The sequence below is a fragment of the Candidatus Marsarchaeota archaeon genome (assembly GCA_023485295.1).
Lineage (GTDB): Archaea > Micrarchaeota > Micrarchaeia > Micrarchaeales > Micrarchaeaceae > Micrarchaeum_A.
Genome location: JAMCZQ010000001.1, coordinates 11115 through 35704 on the forward strand (window position 1 = coordinate 11115; position 24590 = coordinate 35704).

The 24590-nt window shown below is 48.1% G+C and carries 20 protein-coding genes; 11 read left to right on the forward strand and 9 right to left on the reverse strand.

All coding sequences use genetic code 11. The features are described from left to right. Positions 1-54 precede the first annotated feature (54 nt). The 6 genes from leuS (at position 55) to map (ending at position 7737) form a co-directional block, all read left to right on the forward strand. Entirely contained in the window at positions 55-2874 is a 2820-nt protein-coding gene (leuS, locus tag M1125_00040; protein ID MCL5404218.1) for a leucine--tRNA ligase, read from the forward strand. A 1-nt stretch (position 2875) separates the two neighbouring features. Further along, entirely contained in the window at positions 2876-3535 is a 660-nt protein-coding gene (locus M1125_00045; protein ID MCL5404219.1) for an HAD family hydrolase, read from the forward strand. Positions 3536-3573: 38 nt separating this feature from the next. Then, the gene (locus M1125_00050) at positions 3574-3765 is read left to right on the forward strand and encodes a hypothetical protein (GenBank protein ID MCL5404220.1); all 192 of its coding nucleotides are present in this window, start codon (positions 3574-3576) and stop codon (positions 3763-3765) included. Between the two features lie 67 nt (positions 3766-3832). Beyond that, positions 3833-4255, forward strand: a complete 423-nt coding sequence (locus M1125_00055; GenBank protein MCL5404221.1) for a hypothetical protein — start codon at positions 3833-3835, stop codon at positions 4253-4255. Between the two features lie 63 nt (positions 4256-4318). After that, positions 4319-6799, forward strand: a complete 2481-nt coding sequence (locus tag M1125_00060) for a DNA-directed DNA polymerase (GenBank protein ID MCL5404222.1) — start codon at positions 4319-4321, stop codon at positions 6797-6799. 11 nt (positions 6800-6810) lie between these two features. Beyond that, positions 6811-7737 carry a type II methionyl aminopeptidase gene (gene map / locus M1125_00065; protein ID MCL5404223.1) on the forward strand — a complete coding sequence of 309 codons (927 nt, stop codon included), beginning with the start codon at positions 6811-6813 and terminating at the stop codon, positions 7735-7737. A gap of 2 nt (positions 7738-7739) precedes the next feature. On the opposite strand, the gene M1125_00070 is transcribed toward map, so the two are convergent. The 5 genes from M1125_00070 to M1125_00090 all read right to left on the reverse strand — a co-directional run bounded on the left by M1125_00070 (position 7740) and on the right by M1125_00090 (position 15580). Then, a complete protein-coding gene (locus M1125_00070; GenBank protein MCL5404224.1) occupies positions 7740-8642 on the reverse strand; it encodes a lysophospholipase in 903 nt (300 codons plus the stop codon). A 6-nt stretch (positions 8643-8648) separates the two neighbouring features. Then, positions 8649-10565: a hypothetical protein gene (locus tag M1125_00075; protein MCL5404225.1), complete on the reverse strand. Its 1917-nt coding sequence runs from the start codon at positions 10563-10565 to the stop codon at positions 8649-8651. Between the two features lie 72 nt (positions 10566-10637). After that, positions 10638-12548: a hypothetical protein gene (locus M1125_00080; GenBank protein MCL5404226.1), complete on the reverse strand. Its 1911-nt coding sequence runs from the start codon at positions 12546-12548 to the stop codon at positions 10638-10640. 96 nt (positions 12549-12644) lie between these two features. After that, entirely contained in the window at positions 12645-14921 is a 2277-nt protein-coding gene (locus M1125_00085) for a vitamin B12-dependent ribonucleotide reductase (GenBank protein MCL5404227.1), read from the reverse strand. Between the two features lie 191 nt (positions 14922-15112). Next, positions 15113-15580 carry a hypothetical protein gene (locus M1125_00090; protein MCL5404228.1) on the reverse strand — a complete coding sequence of 156 codons (468 nt, stop codon included), beginning with the start codon at positions 15578-15580 and terminating at the stop codon, positions 15113-15115. A gap of 78 nt (positions 15581-15658) precedes the next feature. Between M1125_00090 and M1125_00095 the strand changes: the two genes are divergently transcribed. Continuing rightward, positions 15659-16072, forward strand: coding sequence for a hypothetical protein (locus tag M1125_00095; GenBank protein ID MCL5404229.1), 414 nt, complete (start codon positions 15659-15661; stop codon positions 16070-16072). Positions 16073-16231: 159 nt separating this feature from the next. Here the strand turns inward: M1125_00095 and M1125_00100 are convergent, their stop codons facing one another. Next, positions 16232-17365: a DNA topoisomerase IV subunit A gene (locus M1125_00100; protein ID MCL5404230.1), complete on the reverse strand. Its 1134-nt coding sequence runs from the start codon at positions 17363-17365 to the stop codon at positions 16232-16234. Between the two features lies 1 nt (position 17366). After that, positions 17367-19301: an ATP-dependent protease LonB gene (lonB, locus tag M1125_00105; GenBank protein MCL5404231.1), complete on the reverse strand. Its 1935-nt coding sequence runs from the start codon at positions 19299-19301 to the stop codon at positions 17367-17369. A 247-nt stretch (positions 19302-19548) separates the two neighbouring features. Here lonB and M1125_00110 point away from each other — a divergent pair, with 247 nt between their 5' ends. The 3 genes from M1125_00110 to M1125_00120 all read left to right on the forward strand — a co-directional run bounded on the left by M1125_00110 (position 19549) and on the right by M1125_00120 (position 22126). Beyond that, entirely contained in the window at positions 19549-20484 is a 936-nt protein-coding gene (locus tag M1125_00110; GenBank protein MCL5404232.1) for a hypothetical protein, read from the forward strand. Positions 20485-20547: 63 nt separating this feature from the next. Next, on the forward strand, positions 20548-21828 hold the full coding sequence (locus M1125_00115) for a hypothetical protein (GenBank protein ID MCL5404233.1): 1281 nt from the start codon (positions 20548-20550) through the stop codon (positions 21826-21828). A 10-nt stretch (positions 21829-21838) separates the two neighbouring features. Then, positions 21839-22126 carry a hypothetical protein gene (locus M1125_00120; GenBank protein MCL5404234.1) on the forward strand — a complete coding sequence of 96 codons (288 nt, stop codon included), beginning with the start codon at positions 21839-21841 and terminating at the stop codon, positions 22124-22126. Between the two features lie 59 nt (positions 22127-22185). Here M1125_00120 and M1125_00125 read toward each other — a convergent pair whose 3' ends face one another. Both M1125_00125 and M1125_00130 read right to left on the reverse strand, forming a co-directional pair. Then, a complete protein-coding gene (locus M1125_00125) occupies positions 22186-22659 on the reverse strand; it encodes a hypothetical protein (protein MCL5404235.1) in 474 nt (157 codons plus the stop codon). Positions 22660-22722: 63 nt separating this feature from the next. After that, entirely contained in the window at positions 22723-23676 is a 954-nt protein-coding gene (locus M1125_00130; GenBank protein ID MCL5404236.1) for a VIT1/CCC1 family protein, read from the reverse strand. Positions 23677-23730: 54 nt separating this feature from the next. Between M1125_00130 and M1125_00135 the strand changes: the two genes are divergently transcribed. Beyond that, on the forward strand, positions 23731-24582 hold the full coding sequence (locus M1125_00135; protein ID MCL5404237.1) for a TSUP family transporter: 852 nt from the start codon (positions 23731-23733) through the stop codon (positions 24580-24582). The last annotated feature ends 8 nt before the right edge of the window (positions 24583-24590 follow it).

Consider the following 24590-nt stretch of genomic DNA (forward strand, 5'->3'; position numbering starts at 1 on the left):
CTTTTTATTGATTGCCACATTAATATCATCTGAAACCAACAAAGGTGCTTATCCATGTTTTCCTATAACGATATTGAAGAGAAGTGGCAGAAGGAATGGAGATCTGCAAAGGCTGACGAATCAGACCAAAACGACAAGCCTTCGCTTCTGGTCACGGCTGCGTGGCCTTATGTCAACATGCCTCCGCACATGGGCCATATGAAGACTTACAGCATAGCGGATTTTTATGCAAGGTATATGCGCATGCGCGGCTTCAACGTCCTATTCCCCATGGGCTGGCATTATACCGGCACCCCGATACTCGCGATTGCAAAAAGGCTAATGCGAGGCGACAAAGACCTGCTTGAAGAGCTTAGCGCATTCGGCATAACCGAGGAGGTAAGCAAAGAGCTGACAGACCCGCTGAAAATAGCCGACTATTTCAGGAACAGCTTTAAGGAGGGCTTTACAATGGCGGGTTACAGCATAGACTGGAGAAGGGAATTCAACTCGATAGACCCATTATTCAGCAAAATGGTCGAGTGGCAATTCGGCAAGCTCATAGAGCACGGCCTGATAGTCAAGGGTACGCACCCTGTGGGCTGGTGCAACAACGAGGGCAACGCAGTGGGCCAGCACGACACCAAGGGCGACACACAGCCTGAGATAGAAAGCATGTACGCAATAAAATTCTCATCTTATGGCGAGGAAGCCAGCTTCGTGTGCGCAACGTACAGGCCTGAAACGCTCTATGGCGCAACGAACCTTTTTATAAACAAGGACGCCGAGTACGTCCTTGCAAAGCACGGCTCCGAGAAGTACTATATCTCTAAGGAGTCATTCGAGAACCTGGCGGCGCAAATAGACATCGTCATGGAGAGGCCAGTAGAGCCCGGGGAGCTGCTTTCAAAGAATGCCGTCAATCCCATAAACGGCGAGCACATACCTGTGCTCAACGGGAATTTTGTCAAGCCTGACTTCGGCACAGGCGTTGTGATGGCAGTGCCAGCGCATGCGCCCTTCGACTATTTTGCCCTGAAGAAAATCGAAAACGGCCCTAAGGATTTCAAGAAGGTCATAAAGCTCAGCGCGGAAAAAGAAGCTGGCGATGAAATCCCCGCCCTTGCATATGTGAAGGGCTTTGCAAAAGACATTGAAAATCCCAGCGCAGAGCAGCTTGAAAATGCTACAAAGAAGCTCTACAAGGACGAGCTTGCGTATGGCATAATGGCCGAAGGCGAGTTTGCAGGGGAGCCGGTAAGCTCTGCACGCAGCAAGATAGCGGAAAAGCTCGGCTCTGAAGGAAAGCTGTTCGAAATGTACGTGCTTGTAAACGATAAGCCCCTGTATTGCAGGTGCGGCTATAAGGTCGTTGTGAAGCTCATAAAGGACCAATGGTTCATAGATTATGGCAATAGGGAGTGGAAGGCCAAGGTGCTTGAGCATCTGCCTGCACTTAAGATATATCCCGAGAAGCTCATGGCCTCATTCAATGCCGCAGTCGAATGGATAAATCTGCGCGCGACAGAGAGGGCGCAAGGCCTTGGCACAAGGTTCCCGTTAAACAAGGACCATATTATAGAGTCGCTGTCGGATTCGACAATCTACATGTCATTCTACACGTTCGCAAACATTCTGCGCCAGTACGGAGTCAACGCGGAGCAGCTGAAGCCGGAGTTCTTCGATTACGTTTTTAATGGCAAAGGCAATGCAGAAGAGCTCGCAAAAAGCGCATCCATAGAAATCGACGCAATAAAAAAGTGCCGTGAATCGTTCAGCTACTGGTACAGGTTTACCTCCCGCCATTCGGCATCCGAGCTGCTTCCCAGCCACATAACGATGTACGTGTTCAACCACGTGGCTGTTTTCGACAAGCCGTATTGGCCAAAGCAGATAGTGCTTAACGGCGTTGTGCTCTTTGAAGGCAAGAAGATGAGCAAGAGCCTCGGAAATGTAATCCCCATGGCCAAGGCCATAAAAGATTATGGCGCAGACCCAATAAGATTCCTGATGGTGGCAAACAGCGACCTCAGCACCGACACCGACTTCACAAACGAAGGCGTCAACGGGATAAGATCAAAAATCGCGTACCTGTACGATATAATAAACGCAGCCAATGACATGGATGCCGGAGCGCTGGTGCATATAGACTACTGGCTATACTCCAAGCTCAATTCAAAGATCAAAAAAGCCACAGAGTACATGGAAGTCCTTTCGCTGAGGAATGCCTACGTGGAGATATTTTATGAATCCGTAAATGAGCTAAAGTGGTACATTGACAGGAATGGAAGAAACCAGATGGCATTAATGGACTTCATCGAGAAGCTAATCCTAATGCTGGCTCCTGCGATGCCTCACGTAGCAGAGGAGTTCTGGCACATGATAGGCAGGAGCACACTTGTAGTAAAGGAGCAGTGGCCTGTGGCTGACGAGTCAATGATAAGCGAAAAGGAGGAATTCATCGAGGATGTAATAAGGTCGACCCTGGAGGATGTCGAAAAGGCGGTGCGCCTTACCGCGCCAAAAGGCAGTGAAGGCACAAAGCCAAAGCGCATTCACATAATAATGCCTGCTGCGTACAAGCTTAAGGCCTATAACGAGCTCGCCTCTTCAAAAAGCATAGCTAAGACAATGGATGCAATGAATATGAAGGAGCAGGGGTCTAAGGAAAAGCTCGCGGCGTTCCTTTCAAGGTATTCCAAATCTATGAATTCGCTTGTGCCGATCCCGCAGCTCTCGCAGAACGACATGTATGAAAGCTTTGCCCAGGCCGAGGGCTTTCTTTCAGCAAAAACAGGCTCCGGAATTAAAATAGAAAGGGAAGAGGATTCAGCGTCCAAAAGGGCAGACAGGGCCGAGCCGTCAAGGCCTGCCATAGACATAGAGTGGGGTTGAGATGCCAAGGGGTATAAAGGACTTCAAAGCTTACATCTTCGACTGGGACGGCACGCTGAACAGCCCTACGATAATAAACCATCCGTTTTGGCTCAAATTCAAAAAGTTCAGATTCATATCGGAATTCCCTCCAGACGAAAAGGAGCTGGCAGCCTCTGAGGAGCGTGTCCTTTTCCTAAAGGCCAGAAAAGACTTCACCGACATTGAGGAATCGCTGTTTGTAAAGCTTGCAGACGTAGCGTTCTCAATGCTGAAGCCGAGGTTTCATAATGGCTCAAGGGAGCTTCTTGATTACCTCAACAGCACAGGCAAAAGCGTGGCATTATTCACAGACGGCGGGCTAAAAAGGGTGTACGTGGAGATAAAGCACCTGAAGGCATTCAATTATTTCGATGTCATAGTGAGCGCGCAGTCCATAAAGAGGATAAAGCCGGATCCGACAGGCCTGAAGATAATCGAGCGAGTGCTGAACCTTGAAAGCTCATCATGCATATACTTTGGTGACAGACCCGAGGACATAGCCGCTGCGCATGGCGCAGGCATGAAGGCAGCCGCTATGCTTAACGGGTTCTCCAACCCTGAAGCCCTAAAGGCGGAGAAGCCTGAATACGTATTCAATAGCATGGAGGAGGTGCTGGCCGCATGCAGGGGTAAAAAGTAATAAATATATGAATATACATGAATTGGATAGGGATTTTAATGGAAAAGGAAAAGACACCACCTCCGTGCAAACAGCAAAAAATAAAGGAATTTGACGAAACAGGCATGTTGCGCTACAAGGAAGAGCCGCAGAGCGCTCCAGTGCGCAGGGCTTCAAAAAGCAATCCTGAGACCGATCCGCTGTACGGTGTTGGGTCGTCCGAGGAAAGGGCAGATGTGGAAAGGTATTGAACAGCCGAAGCAGCCCGTCTGCTAACCTTTAAATATATTATTCCTAAAATTGATTAAGAGTGATAAAATGATAACAGCATTCAACATATCAAACGTAGAAGGCAAGATATCAGACATGAGCTCTCTCCCGCAGCAGAGATTCCCAAAGCTCAATATAAATGTAGAAGATGTTTCTTCAAAGGGCAACAAGCTCAATATCTCATATTCGTTTGTGGCTGACTACTTCGCAGGAGACGACGAAAAATCTCCGAGCGTTGGCCAGATAAAGCTCAGCGGCACCATAGAGATGGACGAAAAAGCCGATGCCATTGCAGAAGTCATCAAGAAGTGGAACGAGAGCCACACGCTGCCCGTAGACATGGCCGAAGAAGTGATAAACGGCCTGAATTTCAGGTGCAGTGCAACAGGCACACTGATTGCATATTCGCTAGGGCTTATACCACCACTTGTAATAACAAGGACAAAGATAGAAGAGCAGGGCAAGGCCTGAAATGCTTTGCGCTTTCTATTCCTGTGCACCGCAGCAAGATATTTAGCAATAAGGCGGTGAAATATGACTATGCCTACTACTGATGCCGCCAGCACTGCAGGCGGCTCAAAAAGCAGAAGACTTGACATAGAGGGTTTTCTGCTTGATGTTGATTATGTCACCCTGAACGAAAAGACCAAAATCAGGCTGACTGTGAAGGGCAAGGACGGAAAGGCGTACGAGATAATAGACACCGCGTTCAGGCCATATTTCTATTTTGTCCCTGAAAGCGGCAGGCAGCAGGACATGGCAGGAATCCGCATAGGCTCAGACCGCGGCATTATAAAGGCCGAAGAGATAGTGGAAGAGCCGCGCGGCATACTTGGCCACGCCGCAAATTCTTATAGGATATACGTTTCAAATCCTGCAGATGTGCCAAAGCTTAGCGACGCATTTTCCGCATACGGGGACATATACGAATATGATATCCCGTTTTCAAAAAGGTACCTGATAGACAACAGCATAACGCCATTGCGCAATATGATATTCAGCGTTGAGGAAGAGAACGGAATGCTGAGGCTTGTTGGCGCCTCGCCAGCGCCGGATGGCCCGGATGAACTATCGCTCAACATCATGTGCTTTGACATAGAGACCTACAATCCCTTAGGCGTGCCCAGGCCGAGCAAAGACCCTGTCATAATGCTCAGCTATTCCTACGTCTCAAACGGGAAGAAGGGCTCCGGCGTAATAACATTCAAGCGCATAGACAGGGAATTTGTGGAATATGTAAATGACGAGCACGAGCTCTACGCCCTTTTCATGAGGAAGCTAGACGAGCTTGACATCGACGTGATTTCAGGCTACAATTCCGCAAACTTCGACATAAGGTATATGATAGAGCGCGCCAAGGCAATCGGTATAGACTTTAACCTGAGCAGGTTCAAGGGCGAAACCAGGACTGAGCGCCACGGGCTTGTGGACAAGGTCAAGATAGGTGGCAGGGTGCATGTAGACATGTACCTGGTAGTAAAGTTCATAGCGGTGGTAGGCGCAGCCGAAAGCATCCTCAAGCTCAACAGCTACACTCTCAAAAACGTCTACGAAGCTGTGTCAAACACAAAGAAGACAAACGTAGAAAAGCGGGACATATACAAGCTCTGGGACGGCAGCAAAGAAGAAATAGAGGAGCTTGCAGACTACAACCTGAGCGACTCAGATGCGCTTAGGAAGGTTTTCGACACTTTTATGCCGATCATGATAGAGCTTTCAAGGACCACCGGGAACGCCCTTGGGGATGTTGCTGTTTCAACGACTGGCCAGCTTGTAGAATTCATGCTCATGAAGTATGCGCATGCGTTCAACGAGCTGATACCGAACAAGCCTTCTGAGAGGGAGATAAGGTCGAGGCTTGCAAACCCTATAGAGGGCGCATATGTAAAGACTCCAGATCCAGGCATCTACGAGCGCCTGGCCATATTCGATTTCCGCGGATTGTATCCTTCCATAATAATATCGCACAATATAGACCCATCGTCACTGTGCGACAAATGCGATGACTATTACGAATCGCCCACAGGCGCAAAGTTTTCAAAGTCGAAAAACGCGATAATGCCCACAATACTGAAGCTGCTGATAGCGCAGAGGGCAGAGGTAAAAAAGCTCTACAAAGTGGACAAGGGCAACATATTCCTTGGCTCAAGGTCGCAGGCGCTTAAGATAACGTCGAATTCGTTCTACGGCTATTTGGGCTATGCAAGGTCCAGGTGGTATTCCAGGGACTGTGCAGCAAGCGTGACCGCGTATGGAAGGCAGTACATACATGATACCATACAGGAGGCCGAGGCCAATGGATTCAAGGTCATATACGGGGATACGGATTCGATTGTGATGCTGCTCGGCGACAGGACGAAAGAGGACGCCATAGGGTTTGTCAAGAAATTCAATGGCAAGCTGCCGGGCTCGATGGAGCTTGAGCTAGAGGATTTCTACAGCAGGGGCATTTTCGTCGGCAAGAAAACCGAGAAAGGCGCAACCACTGGCGCAAAGAAGAAATATGCATTGATAACCGAAAGCGGCTACATAAAAATCCGTGGCTTTGAGCTCGTCAGGAGAGACTGGTCAAAGGTGGCAAGGACCACGCAGCGCCGCGTGCTGGAGACAATACTAAAAGAGGGCAGCGCTGAAAAAGCGATTGGAATAGTGAAGGACGTGATAAAGGAGCTGAAGGAGGGCAAAACGCCGATATCCGAGCTTGCGATAAGCACGCAGCTTAGGAAGAGCATAGACAGCTACGATGCGAAATCGCCTGAGCTCGCCGCTGCGAAGAAGGCGGTTGAGCAGGGGCTTAAAAGCCGCGAAGAGGTAGAGCACGGAGTCATAAGCTACGTAATAACCAAGCATGGCAGCAGCATATCGGATAAAGCTGAATTGGAGGAGTTTGCAAAGGACTACGACCCTGACTATTACATCAACAACCAAGTGATACCCGCAACGATGCGCATACTTAGCGAGCTGAATTACAATGAGGATGAAATAAAAGGGCTGGGGAAGCAAAAGAAATTATGAGGCGCAATATAATGGAAGACAAAAATGATGACGAAAGCATTGGGGATTTCAGGGCGAAGGCCATAGAGGTTGGATCCGCATCGTACAAGGCGTTGAAAAATGCCGAAAGGCTTGTGAAGCCAGGTGCAAGCTTGTTGGAAGTGGCAGAGCAGGCAGAGAAGTACCTTAAGGACAACGGCTTTGAAACTGCTTTTCCGATAAACCTTTCGATAGGCAACCAGGCAGCGCATTATACGCCGTCGATGGGCGATGAGGCCAGATTCGCTGAAAAGGACATAGTCAAGATCGATTTCGGCGCTGCCAAGGACGGTGTGCTTGGAGACTGCGCGCTTACCGTAGACTTTTCCGGAGAGTATGGCAAGCTTGTGGAAGCGACTTCGAAGGCCCTTGAGAATGCAATTGCAAAGGTGAAGGCAGGCGTTGCAGTGCGTGAGATAGGGCGCGAGATAAGCAGCACGATAGAGGGCATGGGATTCAAGCCAATCCGCAACCTTGGAGGGCACGGAGTCGGGGTCCACAACCTGCACGACAGCCCATTCATACCGAATTATGACAACGGCGACGAGGACGAGCTGCAGGAAGGGACTGTTGTAGCAATAGAGCCGTTTGCAACGCTCAACGAGGGCAAGGGCATGGTGGCCAATGGCGAGACTGCAGAGATCTACAGCTTTGCTGCGGATGTGCAGCCAAGGATGCAGAGCTCAAGGGCGTTGCTCAAGGAGATAAAAGAAAGGTTCAGCAGCGAGCCCTTTGCGGCCAGATGGCTTAAGGATGCAGTTGGCGGCAAGTTCGAGCTTTATTCAGGGCTTCAGGAGCTTGAAAGACTGTATGCGCTGGAGCCGCATCCAGTGCTTATAGAAATGTCCGGCAAGCCTGTCGCTCAGACAGAGGCAGCAGTATACGTCACAAAGGATGGCTGCGAGGTTGTCACAAAATAGCGTTAAAGCAATCTGCTGTAGAAGCTAGCAATGGTTTCTGCCACGCGCAGTCTCTTTCCATGGAAGGTATGGCCTGTCCCGCTTATCACTGCACATTCGATGCTAGGCCCGCTGTACTGATGCTTCAGCTTCCCAACAGCAGCATTGACACTTGTATCTGTCATGTATTCGTCTTTCGAGCCGAACACCGCAAGCATCGGCACATTTAACCCTTGTATGTAACTCATATTCTTGAGCCTGTAGTTCAGTATCCTTGCTTCAGGCCTTTCTGGCATTGCAGTGCTCAAGAACCTTTCAACCCCTATTATGCTGTTGCTTCCCACCAAGCTTTTCGGCATCAGCAGCTCCTTCTTTTTCTTCAGCTTGAGCGCATGGTTCACAAGGCTTGCGTGCCTTTTGCCGTAGGCAAGCCTGTCATAATTGTAGTCGTCGACAGGTGCCAGCAGTGCAATGCCTGCAACGCCTTTCCTGTATGCCTGGAATCTCTTTGAATTCATGAAGTACAGCACCTTCTGGCATCCTGTGCTATGCCCTTCAAGGAAGAATCTCCTATAGCCCATGCGCTTGAGCATTGCAATTGCGCCTGCAATATCGTATATGCAATCCTCAAAGCGCTCCAGCGCCGAGCCTGCGAGGATGCCGGAATGTTTCCCTGCAGAGCTGAACTCTTCGATAACGTAGCTGCCGCGGTTGAGTATTGATAAGAACGATATGCCGATGCCGCTGCATGCTCCTGCTATCTCTGGGATGCTGTTGCTATTGTAAAAGCTACCGCCAAGGCCATGCACATGTATGACTGCGGCCTTTGGTTTTCTTGGCTCCACAAGCATGCCTGCAAGGCTAATGCCGTCAGCAGCGTCGAATCCGACCAATGTGGCATTCTTGGCTATGATCCTTGTCTTCATGAACGTCTACCCTATGGTTATACTGCGGCATTCATACACGTAATCCTCTTTGTATATGAAGCACCTCAGGGAAAGCCCAGTGCTTGAATTGTAGTATGGCAGCTTCAGCTTAACCATGTAGCTAGTGCCGTTCAGGTGCAGTATGTTGTAGTTTATCGGGTTGCGCTCCTGGCACTGTGCATTGCATGAGCTCATGTTGGTTATTGTAGTATTGTTTCCTATGTTTAAGCCTTCGGTTGCCTGGCCGTGCTCCTTGTAGAAATAAAATGCCAAAATGCTGACGTTCTGCGTCTTAGGCCCAACATTCTTCAGGTTTAGCATGTCGTAGCCTGAATAGTTGTGGATAACAAGCGTTTGGTTTGTTATGCTTATCCCGAAATTGCTCTCGTATGCATTGTGATAATAGGAAATGCCGCCGAACAGGATAGCGACAAACGCAACAAGCATTATGCCAAACCCAAGGCTTTGGCTTATGCCAAGCTTAGCAATCAAAGCCCTGAAGTAGTTTTTCCTCAGCGCCATTGCAGGCATCAGCAATACAAGCGGGATAATTGTTATAAACACAGAGTAATACGCTATCAGGGCATGGTAAAGCATGTAATAGGAGAATATGCTCATCACAACTATGAAGAGCCTGCTTGACATGTACATTACGACAAGCGCCGATATTATCACGGAGAAATAGAATATGAACTCCATCCCGCCTATCGATATGGGGTAGAAGCGCTGCAAAAGCTGCGGGAACGGCGACAGGTAATACGGCAGCAGCGCTCCGTTAACCGGCTTGAACACAGCGCCTATGTACGTAGATGGGGATTGCGCTATGAAGTATGCGTTTATCGCAAGGAACAGGAGCACAGCGGCGCCCACCATCTTCGCAGTGTGCTTTGCGCCATGCCTGCTGTATATGTATGCAACTGCAAGCACTATCGGGACCCAGAGTATTTCCTGCAGCGATGCGGCAAGGCCCATCCACACCCATACGTATTTGCTGTCGATCTCAAGTAGCATTATGATGAGTAGTGCAAGCATCAGCAAGTATTGCGTTGAGGCTATCTGCAGGAATACCATTACATAAAGAGCTATTGCAGGAGCTATGTAAGCAATGCGCTTAAGGTTGTCCTTGCTTATGGCATAGGCAAATGCGAAAATGGCCATAAACATGAAAACTACGTACGCTGCAGTATTCCCATATGTTATTATGCTTCCGGGCGTTCCATGCAAGGCGATATAGAATGGTATGGCAGACAGAAGGTACAGCGCAGGGTAGTCGAACCTGCCCACAACGCTGTTGTTGGTGAGCAGCGTGAAGCCGTATCTTGAGGAGTTTGTAACCAGCACGTTTGCTATATTTACGTTATACGGATTTGCGTGCACTAGCAGCGCCTTGAACGCATAATAGGAAAGCGCCATTTCATCGTCTGCGTCTATCCCCTTGAGGCCGAACCCATATAACTGGTAGTATAAGAACAAGCCCAGCGCAGCGATTATAGCTATCGCAGCCAGGTATTTCGAAGCCCTTCCGAACGGCTTTATCCTAAGGGCATAAAATGCAAATATAAGGAATACCAGCGTTGGCACTGCGATCGTGTAATTTACTGCCATGCCAAATGCCACTTGCGTTACCGAGCCCAAATCCATGTAGCTGCCTATTATCTCTACCAGCCAGACGAACAGTGCAGCCTGCAGCACTAGCATGCCTGCGCCTGCATAGCAGAAGCGTTTGCTTTTCACAAAAAGCGCGTATGCTATGACATACGCTAAGTATGTCACCATTACAAGGTCTGCCACATAGCTCAGGGTCCCTGAAATGTAAACTATGTTGAAATACGGCTCCATATCAGCCAAAAATATGATGCTTATGATTACAAACAGTACCGTATTCAAGTGTGCAGCCTTTGTAAGGCTTTTTGTCCGGTGCATTTTAGCATGCCTCTGCATCAAGCGCATATAACCTTATTCCTACATCATAATAATAAAACTTTACTAAAGGCATCAGCCCAAAAATATGTTCCTGCATTCATATGCATAACCCTCCTTGTAGATGAAACAGCTCACTGAAGTCCTGTTCCCTGCATAAACAGGAATGGCCAGCTTAACCCTGTAGCCAGTGCCGTTAAGATGCAGTATGTTGTAGTTTATCGGGTTGCGCTCCTGGCACTGTGCATTGCATGAGCTCATGTTCGTTATGGTGCTTAAGTTGCTCACGCTCAGCCCTTCTATATTCATGCTGGAGCCATTGTAGAAATAAAATGCCAAAATGCTGACGTTCTGCACCTTTGGGCCTTCATTGCTAATGTTAAGCAGTGCGTATGTGCTCCCGTTGTGCATTGTAATGCCGTACACCTTTGCCGATATGCCGAAGTTGCTCTCATATGCTGCATGATAGGCTATAACTGCCAGCGCAATGCCTGCTATGCACAGCCCGAGCGCAAAGTAGAAAGCTGCCCTGTGCCTGCGCAGCGGCATTGCAGTGCGTTTGGCCCTTGCAGCGACCGGCATGCTTTTGTCAATGATCAGCGCAAGAGGTATAATTGCTATAAACATGGCATAGTATACTACAAGTGCATGATACAGCACGAAATAGCAGACTGCGCTCATTGCAAGAATGGCAATTAAATTCCTTGAATACAACACCACCAGTATTGAAATGAGGATTGCAATGTAAAAAAGAACGCTCATTCCGCCTATCGATATGGGGTAGAAGCGCTGCAAAAGCTGCGGGAACGGCGACAGGTAATACGGCAGCAGCGCTCCGTTAACCGGCTTGAACACAGCGCCTATGTACGTAGATGGGGATTGCGCTATGAAGTATGCGTTTATCGCAAGGAACAGGAGCACAGCGGCGCCCACCATCTTCGCAGTGTGCTTTGCGCCATGCCTGCTGTATATGTATGCAACTGCAAGCACTATCGGGACCCAGAGTATTTCCTGCAGCGATGCGGCAAGGCCCATCCACACCCATACGTATTTGCTGTCGATCTCAAGCAGCATTATGATGAGTAGCGCAAGCATCAGGAAATACTGCGGCGATGCGATTTGTATGAAGAAGCTGATGAATAGGAGTATTGCAGGCGCCAGATACCAAAGGCGGTCCAGCCTCTCCTTTGGAACGGTGTAGCAGAATGCGAATGCTGCTACAAGCATGAAAACAAGGTAACTGACAGTATTCGCATTTTCCATTATAGCTCTTGCCGTGCCGGAAAAGACTGCATAAAATGGCGCTTCGACAAGCATGAAGAGCGCAGGATAGTCGAACCTGCCCACAACGCTGTTGTTGGTGAGCAGCGTGAAGCCATAGCTGGTGTAGTTAGTTGCAAGTATGCCTGAAATGTTTATGCTGTATATGTTCGTGTGGGCTGCAAGCGCCTTGAACGCGTAATAGGCAAGCGCCATTTCATCGTCTGAATTTATCTTGCCAAGCTTGAACGCATAAAGCTGGTACGAGAAGAAAACAACCAGCGCTATCACAATCATAATGGCAGCCAGATACTTTGAGGCATCTCCGAGCGGCTTTTTCCTTATCATGTAGAACCCGAACAGCAGTATCACGATCGTAGGCAGCATTATCGTGTAAAGCACTATTTCGAACGACGCTACTTCCCTTATAAAGATCAAATCATGGAACCCTGCAAGAATCATTATGAAAGCCGTGCACAGAGCGGCAAACGCCGCAATCACACCTGCACCGGCATATTCCGCAAGCCTGGAATCGCTGCAAAAGGCAAAGACCAGCATGTAAAAAATGTAAAGCAGCATCAGCGCGTCAGCAATGTATGAAAGCGTCCCGGAAAGATAGATAAAGTCGTAGTAAAGAACAAGGAAAAAGAGCAGGATTATGCTCACTGCTACGAATATCAGCGTATTGGCCCTTGCAGCTGCATCCTTGTCAATGCTTTTGCGCATTTGCAATCTCTGCCTATGGGTCTTTAAAAATTAATAAGCCTTTACAATATTGGGCCTAAGCGCACCAAAAAATAAAAAAAGAAGAAGGGCAAGCGCTCAATCGCACTTGCTGTAGCCGCATTTAGGGCATGTGTAGCAGCCTTCGCTAGCCACCATGGCGTTGCCGCATTCCGGGCATTTGACCTCCTCCTTGGCTGAGATAACATAGCTGCTTGCACCGTTGTGTATGTATTCCATGTCTACGGCCTTCTGCTCAGACTTTGCAGCCATGTGCTCCTCCTTCATCTGCATTATCGTCTTTTGGTTCTGCGCCTTGTCGACTGCCTGCAGCACCTGCACGCTCTTGCTGCTGTCCCTGTATACTGTTATGCCCTTGCAGCCAAGGTCGTACGCCAGAACATATGCCCTTTCTATGTCCTGCGGCGTGGCCCAGCTTGGGAAGTTTATGGTCTTTGAAACTGCATTGTCTGTGTATTTCTGGAAAGCGGCCTGCATCTTCACATGCCATTCGGGCTCTATGTCATATGCAGTGACGAAAAGCTGCCTTACCTCCTTTGGCACCTCTTCTACGTTCTGTATAGAGACCATGCCTGCAAGCTTCTTCATGAGCTCTTCAGAATAGAAGTTGTTCTGTATCGCATACTGCTCGAACTCGTTGTTCACCTCTATGAGGTTTGAGCCAAGGCTTTCATGGACGTTCCTCATGTACACTACCGAGAATATAGGCTCTATGCCCTGAGATGCGCCCCCTGATATTATGCTTATCGTGCCTGTAGGCGCTATTGTGGTGACTGTGGAGTTCCTGAGCGGCTTGAATCCAAGCTTGTACCATATGCTGTTCTTGAATTCAGGGAAGGGCCCTCTTTCAACCGCAAGCTCTTGGCTCATCTCCCTGGCATTCTGGGTTATGAAGGACATCACGCGCTCCGCAAGCAGCAATGCTTCGTTGCTGTTGTACTTTATGCCTAGCCTTATTAGCATGTCGGCCCATCCCATGACACCCAGGCCCACACGGCGTATCGCTTTTGAAACTTCATCTATTTCCTTAAGCGGATAGGAATTGGCATCTATCACATCGTCAAGGAACCTGATCCCGAGCCTGACGGTTCTCTTTAGCTCTTCCCAGTCGACCTCGAAGTGGCCATCCACTGGCTTGAGCATGCGGGCCAGGTTTATGGAGCCCAGGTTGCACGAATCGTACGGATACAATGGCTGTTCGCCGCATGGGTTAGTTGATTCTATGGGGCCCCTTGACGGCACTGGATTCGCGTAGCTGCTGTTCATCCTGTCTATGAAAACAAGGCCAGGGTCGCCAGTCTTCCATGCCATTGTGACGATAAGATTCCATACTGCCCTTGCGTTTAGCCTGCCAACCACCTTGCTGTTGCGCGGGTTTACAAGCTCGTATTCCTTATTGTGATGCAGAGCGTCCATGAACTTCTCTGTTATTGCCACAGATATGTTGAAATTCCTCAAAGTGCCTTCATTCTCCTTTGCAACTATGAAATCCAGTATATCAGGGTGGTCAACTCGCAGTATGCCCATGTTTGCGCCCCTGCGCTTGCCGCCCTGCTTTATCTGCTCGGTTGCGGCATCGAAAACCTTCATGAACGATATCGGCCCTGATGCTACGCCGCCTGTGCTTCTTACAAGGTCGTTTGCAGGCCTCAGCCTGGAAAAGGAGAAGCCAGTACCACCGCCGGACTGGTGCACTAGCGCAGCGTTTTTGACGGATTCAAATATCTCAGGCAGCGAATCGCCCACAGGCAGGACGAAGCAAGCGCTCAGCTGGCCAAGCTTCGTGCCTGCATTCATAAGCGTCGGGGAATTTGGCATGAACTTGAAATTTACCATGGCATTGTAGAAGCTTTCCTCTATTTCTGCCACAGCATTGTCATCCTTGCCGTAGTTCCTTTCGGAATTTGCTATCGCTCTTGCGACGCGCCTGAACATCTGCTTCGGCGTTTCTGCAAGCTTGCCGTTGGCGTCCTTGAGCAGGTATCTGGCAGCAAGCACTATCAAAGTATTTATGGGCAGCTTCAGGTCATCATTGTCTATGCCCAGGGATGCCTTGTATGCCCTGACTTCTGCCCTCTTGTGCCTGTACAAAATGTAGGATTTTGCTACGGATGGGTCTTTTTCCATAAGCACCTTTTCAACAATGTCCTGTATCTCCTCCACATGCACGTTTTCCTTACCTAGGCTACCTACCATATCGGTAACCTCCTTGCTTATCGCCTTTGCCTCGTCCATATTTTTGCTTTCATCACGCCTTACATAAGTGTCACAAAAGGCCCTGTATATTGCGCTCGTTATCTTTTCCTCGTCAAAATCCACTTTCTCGTTATTCCTTTTTATTACGCTGGTCACCATTCACACACCCCTAATTTGTTGCAGTTGAATATTTTAAAATAAGATTTAAAAATCAATACATAAAGCGCATTTACTTAATATACAATGTTCACTTCCGCTATTAATTTAAAGCTTTTCAAAACTGTCGTGGAAGCTCCAATTTGCTTTACTTCCGCTATTCAAAAATATTACTCTAAAACAGCCTTTGCGATTCAGTTACTGCTTTGTTCAAGCTCATCGCATGCTCCTTCAAAAACTTTTTGCAGTTCCTTCCAGGCATTCTTATAGAGCTGCTGCTTGCTCTTATCAACGTTGAGGAAGAGCCACCTGTAAAATATAGAAGTTGGGACTGGTATGCTGGCAAGCTCTTCAAGATCATAAATTGATACGTTTTTCCAACGGCTGTTTTCAGCTTCCAAATACTCGTTTTTTATTTCTGCAGTGTCGAACCTGCCATTGCGGCTTTCAAGGCATTTATGCGTCTGCCAGGAATGGCTTGACGAAAATGAGGCTATTATGACAGCAAGCGCCTTTAGTGACTGTTCGTTCTTCTCAAGCTCCACGCCGTTATGCTTCTGCTGCAATGCGGAATAAGCTTGGTGGGCGTTGCATTTGAGCACGAGCTTGTGTATTTCACCGACCAGCATATCATAGTTCGTACGATTATACTTTATCGGCATGCACTACACTTATTTATAATTGTATAAAAACATATAAAAGCGTAATTGCAAATATAATTGCTGATTAAAGGCGATACGATGGCGTTGTTCAACATATTTGGCAAGAAAGATGCATCCGAGGACCTTGTGAAGCGTGTGCCTTACAAGATAACCACTGAGCTTGTTCCGTACAAGCTTTATTCAAGCAGGAAAAGCCAAGCGTCTCTGTTTCTCAAGGTCAAGAACCTTACAAAGGAGGTGCTTATGACCTCCATAGTGCTGGAGCTGCCAGACATGCTTGGATTTGACGAGATGGGCATGGCCAAGCAAAAAGAGCTGAGGGTTGGCGACATAAATCCAGGAGAGGAGCGCGAAGCGCGCGTTGACATATACAATTCGCTGAATGCTGACCCTGGCGAATATACGATAGCAATAACTACAATATCCCATTACAGGGACTACGGCCATGTTCTCAACGCAGTAAAAAAGAAGGCGACCATAAACGTAGTCTGAATCGCATACCTTATGCCGAACGACGGCTTTGGCGCTGCATCAAAACGCTTAAATATACCTCGTGCAGCCTTTTTATCATTTCTGCATGCGTGAAACGAACAGCTTCACATCGAAGTAAATGAAGGACGCGCTTACCGAAGCCTGGAATTCAACTTGATATCACGGCAGAAACTCCTTGTTCTTTATCTTCTCCTTGATATAATCGTCAACAAAAGTAAGCCTGGGCCCCTGAAGCGTGTCCTGCTCCAGTTTTTTCTTTGTACGCAGCACCTCCTTTAATTCGTTAACCCATTCTTTGTGCATGTTTATCCATGGGTAATTCAGCATTTCCTGGGCCCTTTTGAGGTCTATATCAGTTGCGCGCATGGTCATGTTCTTCAGGAATTCGTACCTGTCCAAATCCGCCATTGTGACTCCGATAAACCTGGCTTCGGGAGTTGCAATGTCCCTGCCTATGTATGCCAGGTTCATGCTTCCAGTCTTTATGGTCCAGTATATGTACCAGCCCCAGGCATCGCCGTCGTTGAAAACATATATCGGCAGATCCATGTCCGCAAGCTTCCTGATGAGCCTGCGCGTTCCGCGCGCGGCCTGTCCCTGCGGGCTTATAAGTATCGCATTTTCCTTCTTCCAAAAACCGTCCTCATTGAGGCGCTGCCACAGGGCGTCCTTCTCAACAACAAGCACGTATTTCGCCTTGACATCTACGAACTCTATGTCGTTGTCCACATCGCTTGGTATTGCCCATCCGCTTCTTCCCATCTTGCTGGTATCTATCTCTATGCGCTCATTGCCGAAGCTGTCCAATATGCGCATGTTGCCAGTAAGCACGCCTTTCCTGTTTGCATTCAGGTGCAGGTTCTCCCTCTTCATGTTCAGCGCCACTTCAAGGTCCTCTATAAGCGGGTTTGATTCGCTCTGCTCATTGAATATGTTCTCGTCAATGTCCTCGCCAAGCGAGTATTTAAGCTGGTAAAAGAGGCCCCTTATGGTCGTGTGCAGGTTCTGCTTTACGAAATCGTGGCATTTTGAAGCTATGGCTACGGTCTGCATGAAGCGCTTCGCCTGGGCCATGTTTATGAAGCTATGCTCCTCCTCTGCGCTGCCAAGCTTCAGGAACCCGTTCTTTTCATCGTACACTATGTTTGACCTGGTCCTGGTGATGACTTTGAAAGACGGGTTTTTCTTCTTCTTAATGTCTTCCAGTATGCTTTTACCAAAACCTTCTATGTTTTCTGCAGCGTTCCCGGCATCGTTGCTTACGCCGTGACTTGCCGCCTTTTCCTTTGCCATGTCAAGTGCCCTCGTATCGTTTAAGCTCCCTTATTATGTCATCGCGCCTCTTGCTCTTCTTTATCGCGTAGTTTAGCACTTCGGCAAAGCTCTTCACAGCAACTATGCGTATGCGCTTCCTGATGTCTTTGCCTAAATATACATCGTCCTTGTTTGCATAGGGTATTATGACTGTATGCATTCCAGCGCCTATCGCAGCCTCAACCTTGCTTGTCACGCCACCTACTGGAAGCACAGCGCCACGCACCGAAAGCGATCCCGTCATTGCCAGCGACTGGTCCACAGGCAGGCTTTCCATCGCAGATATTATGCTTACTGCTACGGATATGCTTGCGCTGTCGCCCTCAACGCCTTCGTATGTCTGCAGGAACTGGACGTGCATATCGTAGTTTGCCACGTCCCTGCCCATGTGCTTCTTTATTATCGCGCTTACGTTCTTTACGGCTTCGCTTGCTATCTTTCCAAGCTTGCCGGTAGGTATGAACCTGCCCTCGCTCCTGGAGCTTGCAGGCGTTACCTCTGCAACAATCGGTATTATTATGCCTGCGGTCATTACGGACGAGCCTACAACCGCAAGGCCGTTTACACGTCCTATTGCATAGCCCTTGCTGCTGAATACCTTGTAATCCTTCCTGTAGTCTATCTCCTGCGTTATGATCTGCGCTTCAACAGGCATTGCCAGCCTTTTAGCATCCTGCACTTCAGCTGCACTGACTGTTTTTTTGCCTCGTTCTACCGCAAGGTCCCCGGCAGCCCTTACGAGCCCGCCAAGATCCCTAAGTATCAGGCTTAGCCTGTTTTTCCTTCCTGCACGTCGCCTGGCCTCCTCTATTATTGCTTCGACTGCGTTTTTTTCGAACGGCGGTATCTTGTTGTCCTTCTTTACCTCCTGTGCCACAAACTGCGTCAGCAGCTTCCTGTTTTGAGGCGTGTCCGGCATTGAGGAATCCATAAACACCTCATAGCCGTAACCTCTTATCCTGGAGCGAAGCGCCGGATGCATGTGCTGTATGTCCTGTATGTTGCCAGCTGCTACAAGTATGAAATCGCACGGCACTGGCTCTGTTTTCACCAGCGCTCCAGAACTCATTTCACTCTGGCCAGTTATAGGATACTTCTTTTCCTGCATTGCAGTCAACAGTTCCTGCTGCGATTTCGGGTCTAGGCTTGATATCTCATCGATGAACAATACTCCTTTGTTTGCCCTGTGTATGCCTCCGCTTTCTACGCGCAAGTGTGCAGGTGTGCCCAGGCCTCCAGTCTGCAGCGGATCGTGCCTGACATCTCCGAATAATGCACCTGCCTTCGACCCTGTTGCATCTATAAACGGCGCATTAGTGCGGCCGCTGTTGTCCACTATAAGCTTTGGCTCATTGCCGTCTCCCATTCCAGGCACTCCTACGCGCCTTGTCAGCCCTGTCATAAAAAGCACTATTGAGCCAAATATCATTATGCCCAGGATGAGTGCAGCGAGCACTATTATCTCATAGCCCTTTATGTAGCCGCTCAACGAAAGCGCGAAGAGCGCTATTACGAGGATGAAAACTATAGGCATCACTATCGAGTTGCTTTTGCTTAGGCTCATGCGGTTGCTCATCCGCTCCTTCATAACTATTTGCCTTCCCTGCCCATCTCCATGCTTTTGGCGCTCCTCTTCGGTCTTATAAGTTTTTACTGTCTTTATCAGCGGTGTATTCTCATCGTTTGGGTTCCTGTACACGAGAATGTCTTCAAGCTCTGCTATAGGCAGCAGCTCGGCCATAGCCTGCGCAAGCATTGTCTTGCCTGTGCCTGGGTCGCCTATCAGCAGCACATTCCTGCCCTGCTTCGCAGCCTTTTTGATTATGTCAACTGCGTTTTTTTGGCCGATTACCTGGTCTATAAGCTTGTCAGGTATCTTTATGTCATCGGTTGTTTTAAAAGTATTTTCGCTCATAATACGCCCTGTAGAAAGCAATATGGATTTTCTAATAAAGTTATTTAACCCTTTTGTAAACCCGTTTAATATTAAACTATTGTACAAATTGAATGCGCGAAGCGCGGCCTAGGCTTTGCAGCAGTACACGATCCTTAGATATACCAATTGAAAGCTACTAGAGCCAGTTAAATTTATATATTATATGTGTCATTTAATTACGCAGCCCATCTAGTCATGCTATTTGTGCTGTGTCGGGTGAAGATATATGAAGCAAAAAGCAAAAAGAGAATTTCTAAAGCGTGAGATATTCAGGATCGGAAAGTTATCGTTTCCAGCATGGATGCTGATAGCAATAGCGGCAATAAGCATAACCGGAGCAGCGAGCGTAGTTACCTATTATGCCACAGTGGCCCATGTTACGCAGACGTCAAATGTCATATCTCCGATAGTCGTGAACACTTTTGCGATAAACGGCATATCTGACGCAGTGAATGCGTCTGCATCTGGAAGCAGCAGCTTTACAATCCCTGCAGGCTCATCGTTCATATTTTATGTCAATGTATCTAACAGGGCAAACAGGCCTGTAAATACCACAATCGTGAATATTGTAAACGAATCGCAGAGTTCCGGTTATGAGCTTCCTGTGAGCGTCTATTACCTTGGCAGCGCTGCAAACGTGCTCGTAGGCCCAAGTGTTCCTGCAACGCCAAACTCCATACTGGCAGGCTCAGCGTCATGCCCGGGCACCGCCAGCAGCTCGGCCAACAACATAGTTTCTTCTAACGAGAGCATAGGCAACTACTACAACATACTGAATGCCCTGTATGCCAAGAGGATACCAAGCAATTTTTACACATACAATGTGCCGGCTAGCGGCCCGTCAGGCCAAAGCATTTTCGGTACTAATTCAAATTCAATAACATCGGTTTGCAACTGGATAGGTAACCAGACGGCGTACATGCCTTCGAACAGCGTGGCATACTACTACCTGCTTGGCAATCCTCTGGTTCCAGGCCAGCCGCCAGTCACGCAGAATTCCGTAACCGGCCAGTTAGTGTTCCCATCAAACGCATTCAGCTATTACATGCCAGGGAACCAGCCTACGTACGTGCTTGGGGTCATAATGCCTGCAACGTACAATGGCATAGCAACCATAACAACGAAGGCAGTGGTAAGCAGCATGGCTCTCAGCAACACGTGATTTTTTCATTTTTGGCTTTTTGCCATTTTATTTACCCATTGGCCCGGTGATTGGATAAAGTGCATGGTTTGCGCAGCTTTTGTCTTATTCGCACTAGCCATTGGCGCAGCTACAAGCTACGCAGCTTATGTGCCCAGCACCATAATAGCGGGCAGCTACTATCCAGACATAACGACAAACTTCTCGGGATATGGGCTCACTACGGCAAACATAACCGTGCTTTCGCGCATAAATACCACCAACCAGTACTTTTTCTACTTCAATGAGACCGTAAACGGCAAGCCGCTTTCATGCTCTGTGCCATACCTCAATGGCAGCTCCATGGACTACTTATGCTTTGGATACAATATGAGCATTAGGCACAATACTATACTCAACCTTTATGGGCTTCTCGGCACTCCGAGAAACGAGCTGGACCAAAACCTTTCAATACTGGCAGTAACGCCGGAGCACGCGTACAGCATAACTACGCTCATATACTTGAACGGCAATGTAGTCTCGAACGAGACCGTCACTACGAAGCTGGTCAAGATAAACAGCACGGCGCAAATAGGGTATACACACATAGGCAACGCATCGGTCAACTGCTCCGACATAAAACCAGTATACGTGACAGGCAACCTGTCGGTAAGCCTTGTGCCGTATTCATGCTATTACAACAGCTCAAAGCTTTACAGCGCCAATTCGATAAATCAGAGCGTGAACAGGACTGTTTTGGACAACTTCTATTCTGGCAACATAATAAACCGAAGCGTTGTCAGCGGCATAAACATAAGCATATACGATCCGAATTCCACTTTGATTGATTCGGCGATGCCTTCAGGCTATGGCGAGTTCTATGCTATAGGTGTCAATGCCGTAACAGGCAGCAAAAACATGCTGTCATATGCCCTTGTGAACGCTACATATGCATGCAATGCCCCAAATGGCCCTCTTGGCGCTATGACCGTGCGCAACGGCACTGCAAGCTACATATCGCTGCGCCTTGGCACTCACGGTTTGCTATGCTATGCGAGCTTTCTTGCTCCTGTAGGCGTTAACGCTTCGATAATATTCAAAATACCGTCCGGCACTACCACCTCTTCGACTACCTCGTCCACTACCACTACGTCGTCAATAGCATATCACCAGCAAGCTTCTACCTCGGTGGCAACCACAACTTCAACAACCACTTCAACGACTACATCAACAACAACAGTGAAGCCCGCTACTACAACCATACAGCCGCTGCCGAACAAGGCGGCGCAGGAAAGGAAGACAAGGGATGCTGCCGATGTTACTGTCGCGATAACTTCTGCCTCTACTGCCTCAATAGGCAGCATAAGGCGTTTTAGCAGAAGATAGGGTGAACGAAATGAAAAAGTCCCAAGAATACCTGATATCCGTGCTTGGCATGCTGGGCGTAATAATAGCAATATTCTCTATTATATACGGCAGCAACGACCTTGCTTTGATTTCTTCGCTGGTGGCCATTGCCGCAATTTCCGTGTCAATGTACTTCGTTTACATAGAAGAGGAAGAGATACAGGTCGAAAAGAAGGAAATAAGCAAGGAGCAAAGCGAAATCAACAAGGAGAAGGACACAATAAGCAAGGACGAAAATGAAGCTTCATCGCGCAGGCGCCAAAGCCGCAGCAGCTGAGCCCTATTAAGGGCTGCCTGTGCTGTGCTTTCTGCAGTATTGCATATTGAAGAGTGCGGTCATCCTAAGGATTTCATTGCAGGTCCTGACAGTATGGCGTCGACCAGTTCCTTCGCTTTCTCGTTGTTTGACTCTACGTTCTTTACAAAATATTCTACCATATATGTATTGCTAAGCACTGCGGCATTATAGACTGCGCCGGTAACGATGCTGGAATTCATGTTTATGCTGACTATATTCTTATCCATTTTTTCAAGTATTGGCATTATGTCAATCCCGTATAGCTTTGACACCGTATCTGCCAAGTTTGAGTGGTTTGCGGCGTACTTCCTGGCTTCTTCCGAATTCATTTCACTGAAGCATTTTTTCAGCTCTTTGTATTCCTCTGTATGCTTCATAAAAAGCTTCTTTTCGCTTCTTAAAAAGCCAAACACGCCAAGTATATTGTATTCAATCTGTATTGCTTTCTCATAATTCTTTGGCTGTATCCCAACTTCAGTGCGCGGCTGTGCCTGTTTTTCTATTGACGCCATATATACACCATAGCATAATAGCAAAAAGCCTATAATATATTTAAGCCTTTTTACAGGGTACGCCTATGCTGAAATGGCTATTCCGAACACCACCCTCACTATGAAGCCTATAAGCGCAGTAACGAATGCAGTGCCAAGGGATAGCACGAGCATCTCTCCAACGCGCCGCTTTATGCTTGTATCGCTTATCAGCGCTATCATGGACGAGGCTATGGATAAAACTATGGCTACAGACACTACAGAGATTGCAATGCCAGCATAGCCTGAAAAGCCCAGTATGAACGGGTATGTTGCTACCAGCGCACCCGCAAAATAGAATATGCCCGTATAATATGCTTCGTTGGTTGGCTTTGTAGGCACTGAGCTGGTTTCTTCAAGCGATTCCTGCATGACTCGCTCGGATTTTGACGATATATATGCTCCGGCCGCCATGGAAAGGGTGCCTGAGACCCCAACAATAATGCCTGTAAGCGCAACTATAAGGCTTGACGTAGCTATCATTGCAAGCCCAGCAATCACTGCAAGTATCTCTACGAGGCCGTCATTCATGCCAAAGATTATCGATCTCGTATAGTTGAGCCTTCCCTCGTGCTTTTGTGTTTCCTCAAGCAGCATGCTTTCATGCTCCTCCTCGTCGCGTATTATTTCGCGTACCTTTTCCATCGTGGATTCTTCAAACTTGACGCTTTTGATCGCGTTTTTGTACTCCTGGAGCCCTAGCCTTTCGTTCCTCTCCAGCAGCTTTGTTACGAAAGCTATCCCGAAAAGCCGCCTGCCAAGCACGTACAGCCATATCTTCAGCCTTGTCAGCGCGCCAAGACTGACGCTGCCTGCCCTGACGCCAAGGATTGAGGCCCATATCTTTGTGTGCTTCAGTTCCGTATCCTTCAGCTTTCTTACAAGCTTCTTTGTTTCAGGGTTTTTTTCGCTCCTGTATATGCTGCTATAAAGCGTGAAATCTGATATCTCATCCTTAAGGAAGTCGAATTCGCGTTCCCTTGCGCTCTTTTTCTGCATAATCCACCAACTGCTATATAGTCTTTAATACTTGCCATCTGCAAATATTAAAATATGATGCTCTTATACGAGCTTGCAGTATTCTTTATCGCTGCCCTGGGCATAAGCATAATAGGAAACATCGTAGGCATAGGCGGTGGCGTTTTCCTAATGGTAATATTCCTATTCGCCTTCAAGCTGAGCCCCGTATTCGCAGGCGGATTAAGCCTTGTAACAATAATAGCCAGCACGGCTGCAGGATCGGTCTTCAACAGCAAGGAAGGAGCAATAAGCAGGAGCCTGTTCTATGCAGTGGCCATAGCGGCGTCATTGGGAGCAATAGCCGGCTCCGTAACGAGCTATTTCGTGCCTATAAAGTCTTTCGATGTGGTATTCGGTGCGATAATATTCTTGGTGGGCCTTTTTTCGTTGGTTTCTACAAGGCTTGAGGTAAAGCGCAACAGATCAAAAAGCTACATACGCAGGAGCTTTGCGGACTATGCGAGGAGCAAGGCTTCAATGCGCAGCATAACCTCATTGCACGTAGGCAAGGACGTATACGCCATCTCTTTCATAGCAGGCATAATATCCGGCCTTTTCGGCATAGGAATAGGCGGAATCATGGGCACCTTCCTGACTGCAATAAAGCATGTGCAGCCAAAAGTTGCCTTCTCGACCATCGTCGCTGCAATGATAGCAACATCGGTTGTAGGCGCTGTGGTCCATTTCATAAAGCCAGGGGTAGAGTTATCCGAACTGTGGCTTGCCGTCCCGCTGATACTGGGAGCAGTGATAGGAGGCGCCACTGGCGCAAAGGTTTCTGAAAAGATAAATTTCACGCATTTGAGGAGCTTTCAGGCAAGCGTGGTAATGTTTTTCGGGGCATTGTCATTGCTGATCGGCCTGCTGTCATACATCGCTGCATAAGCCATGCA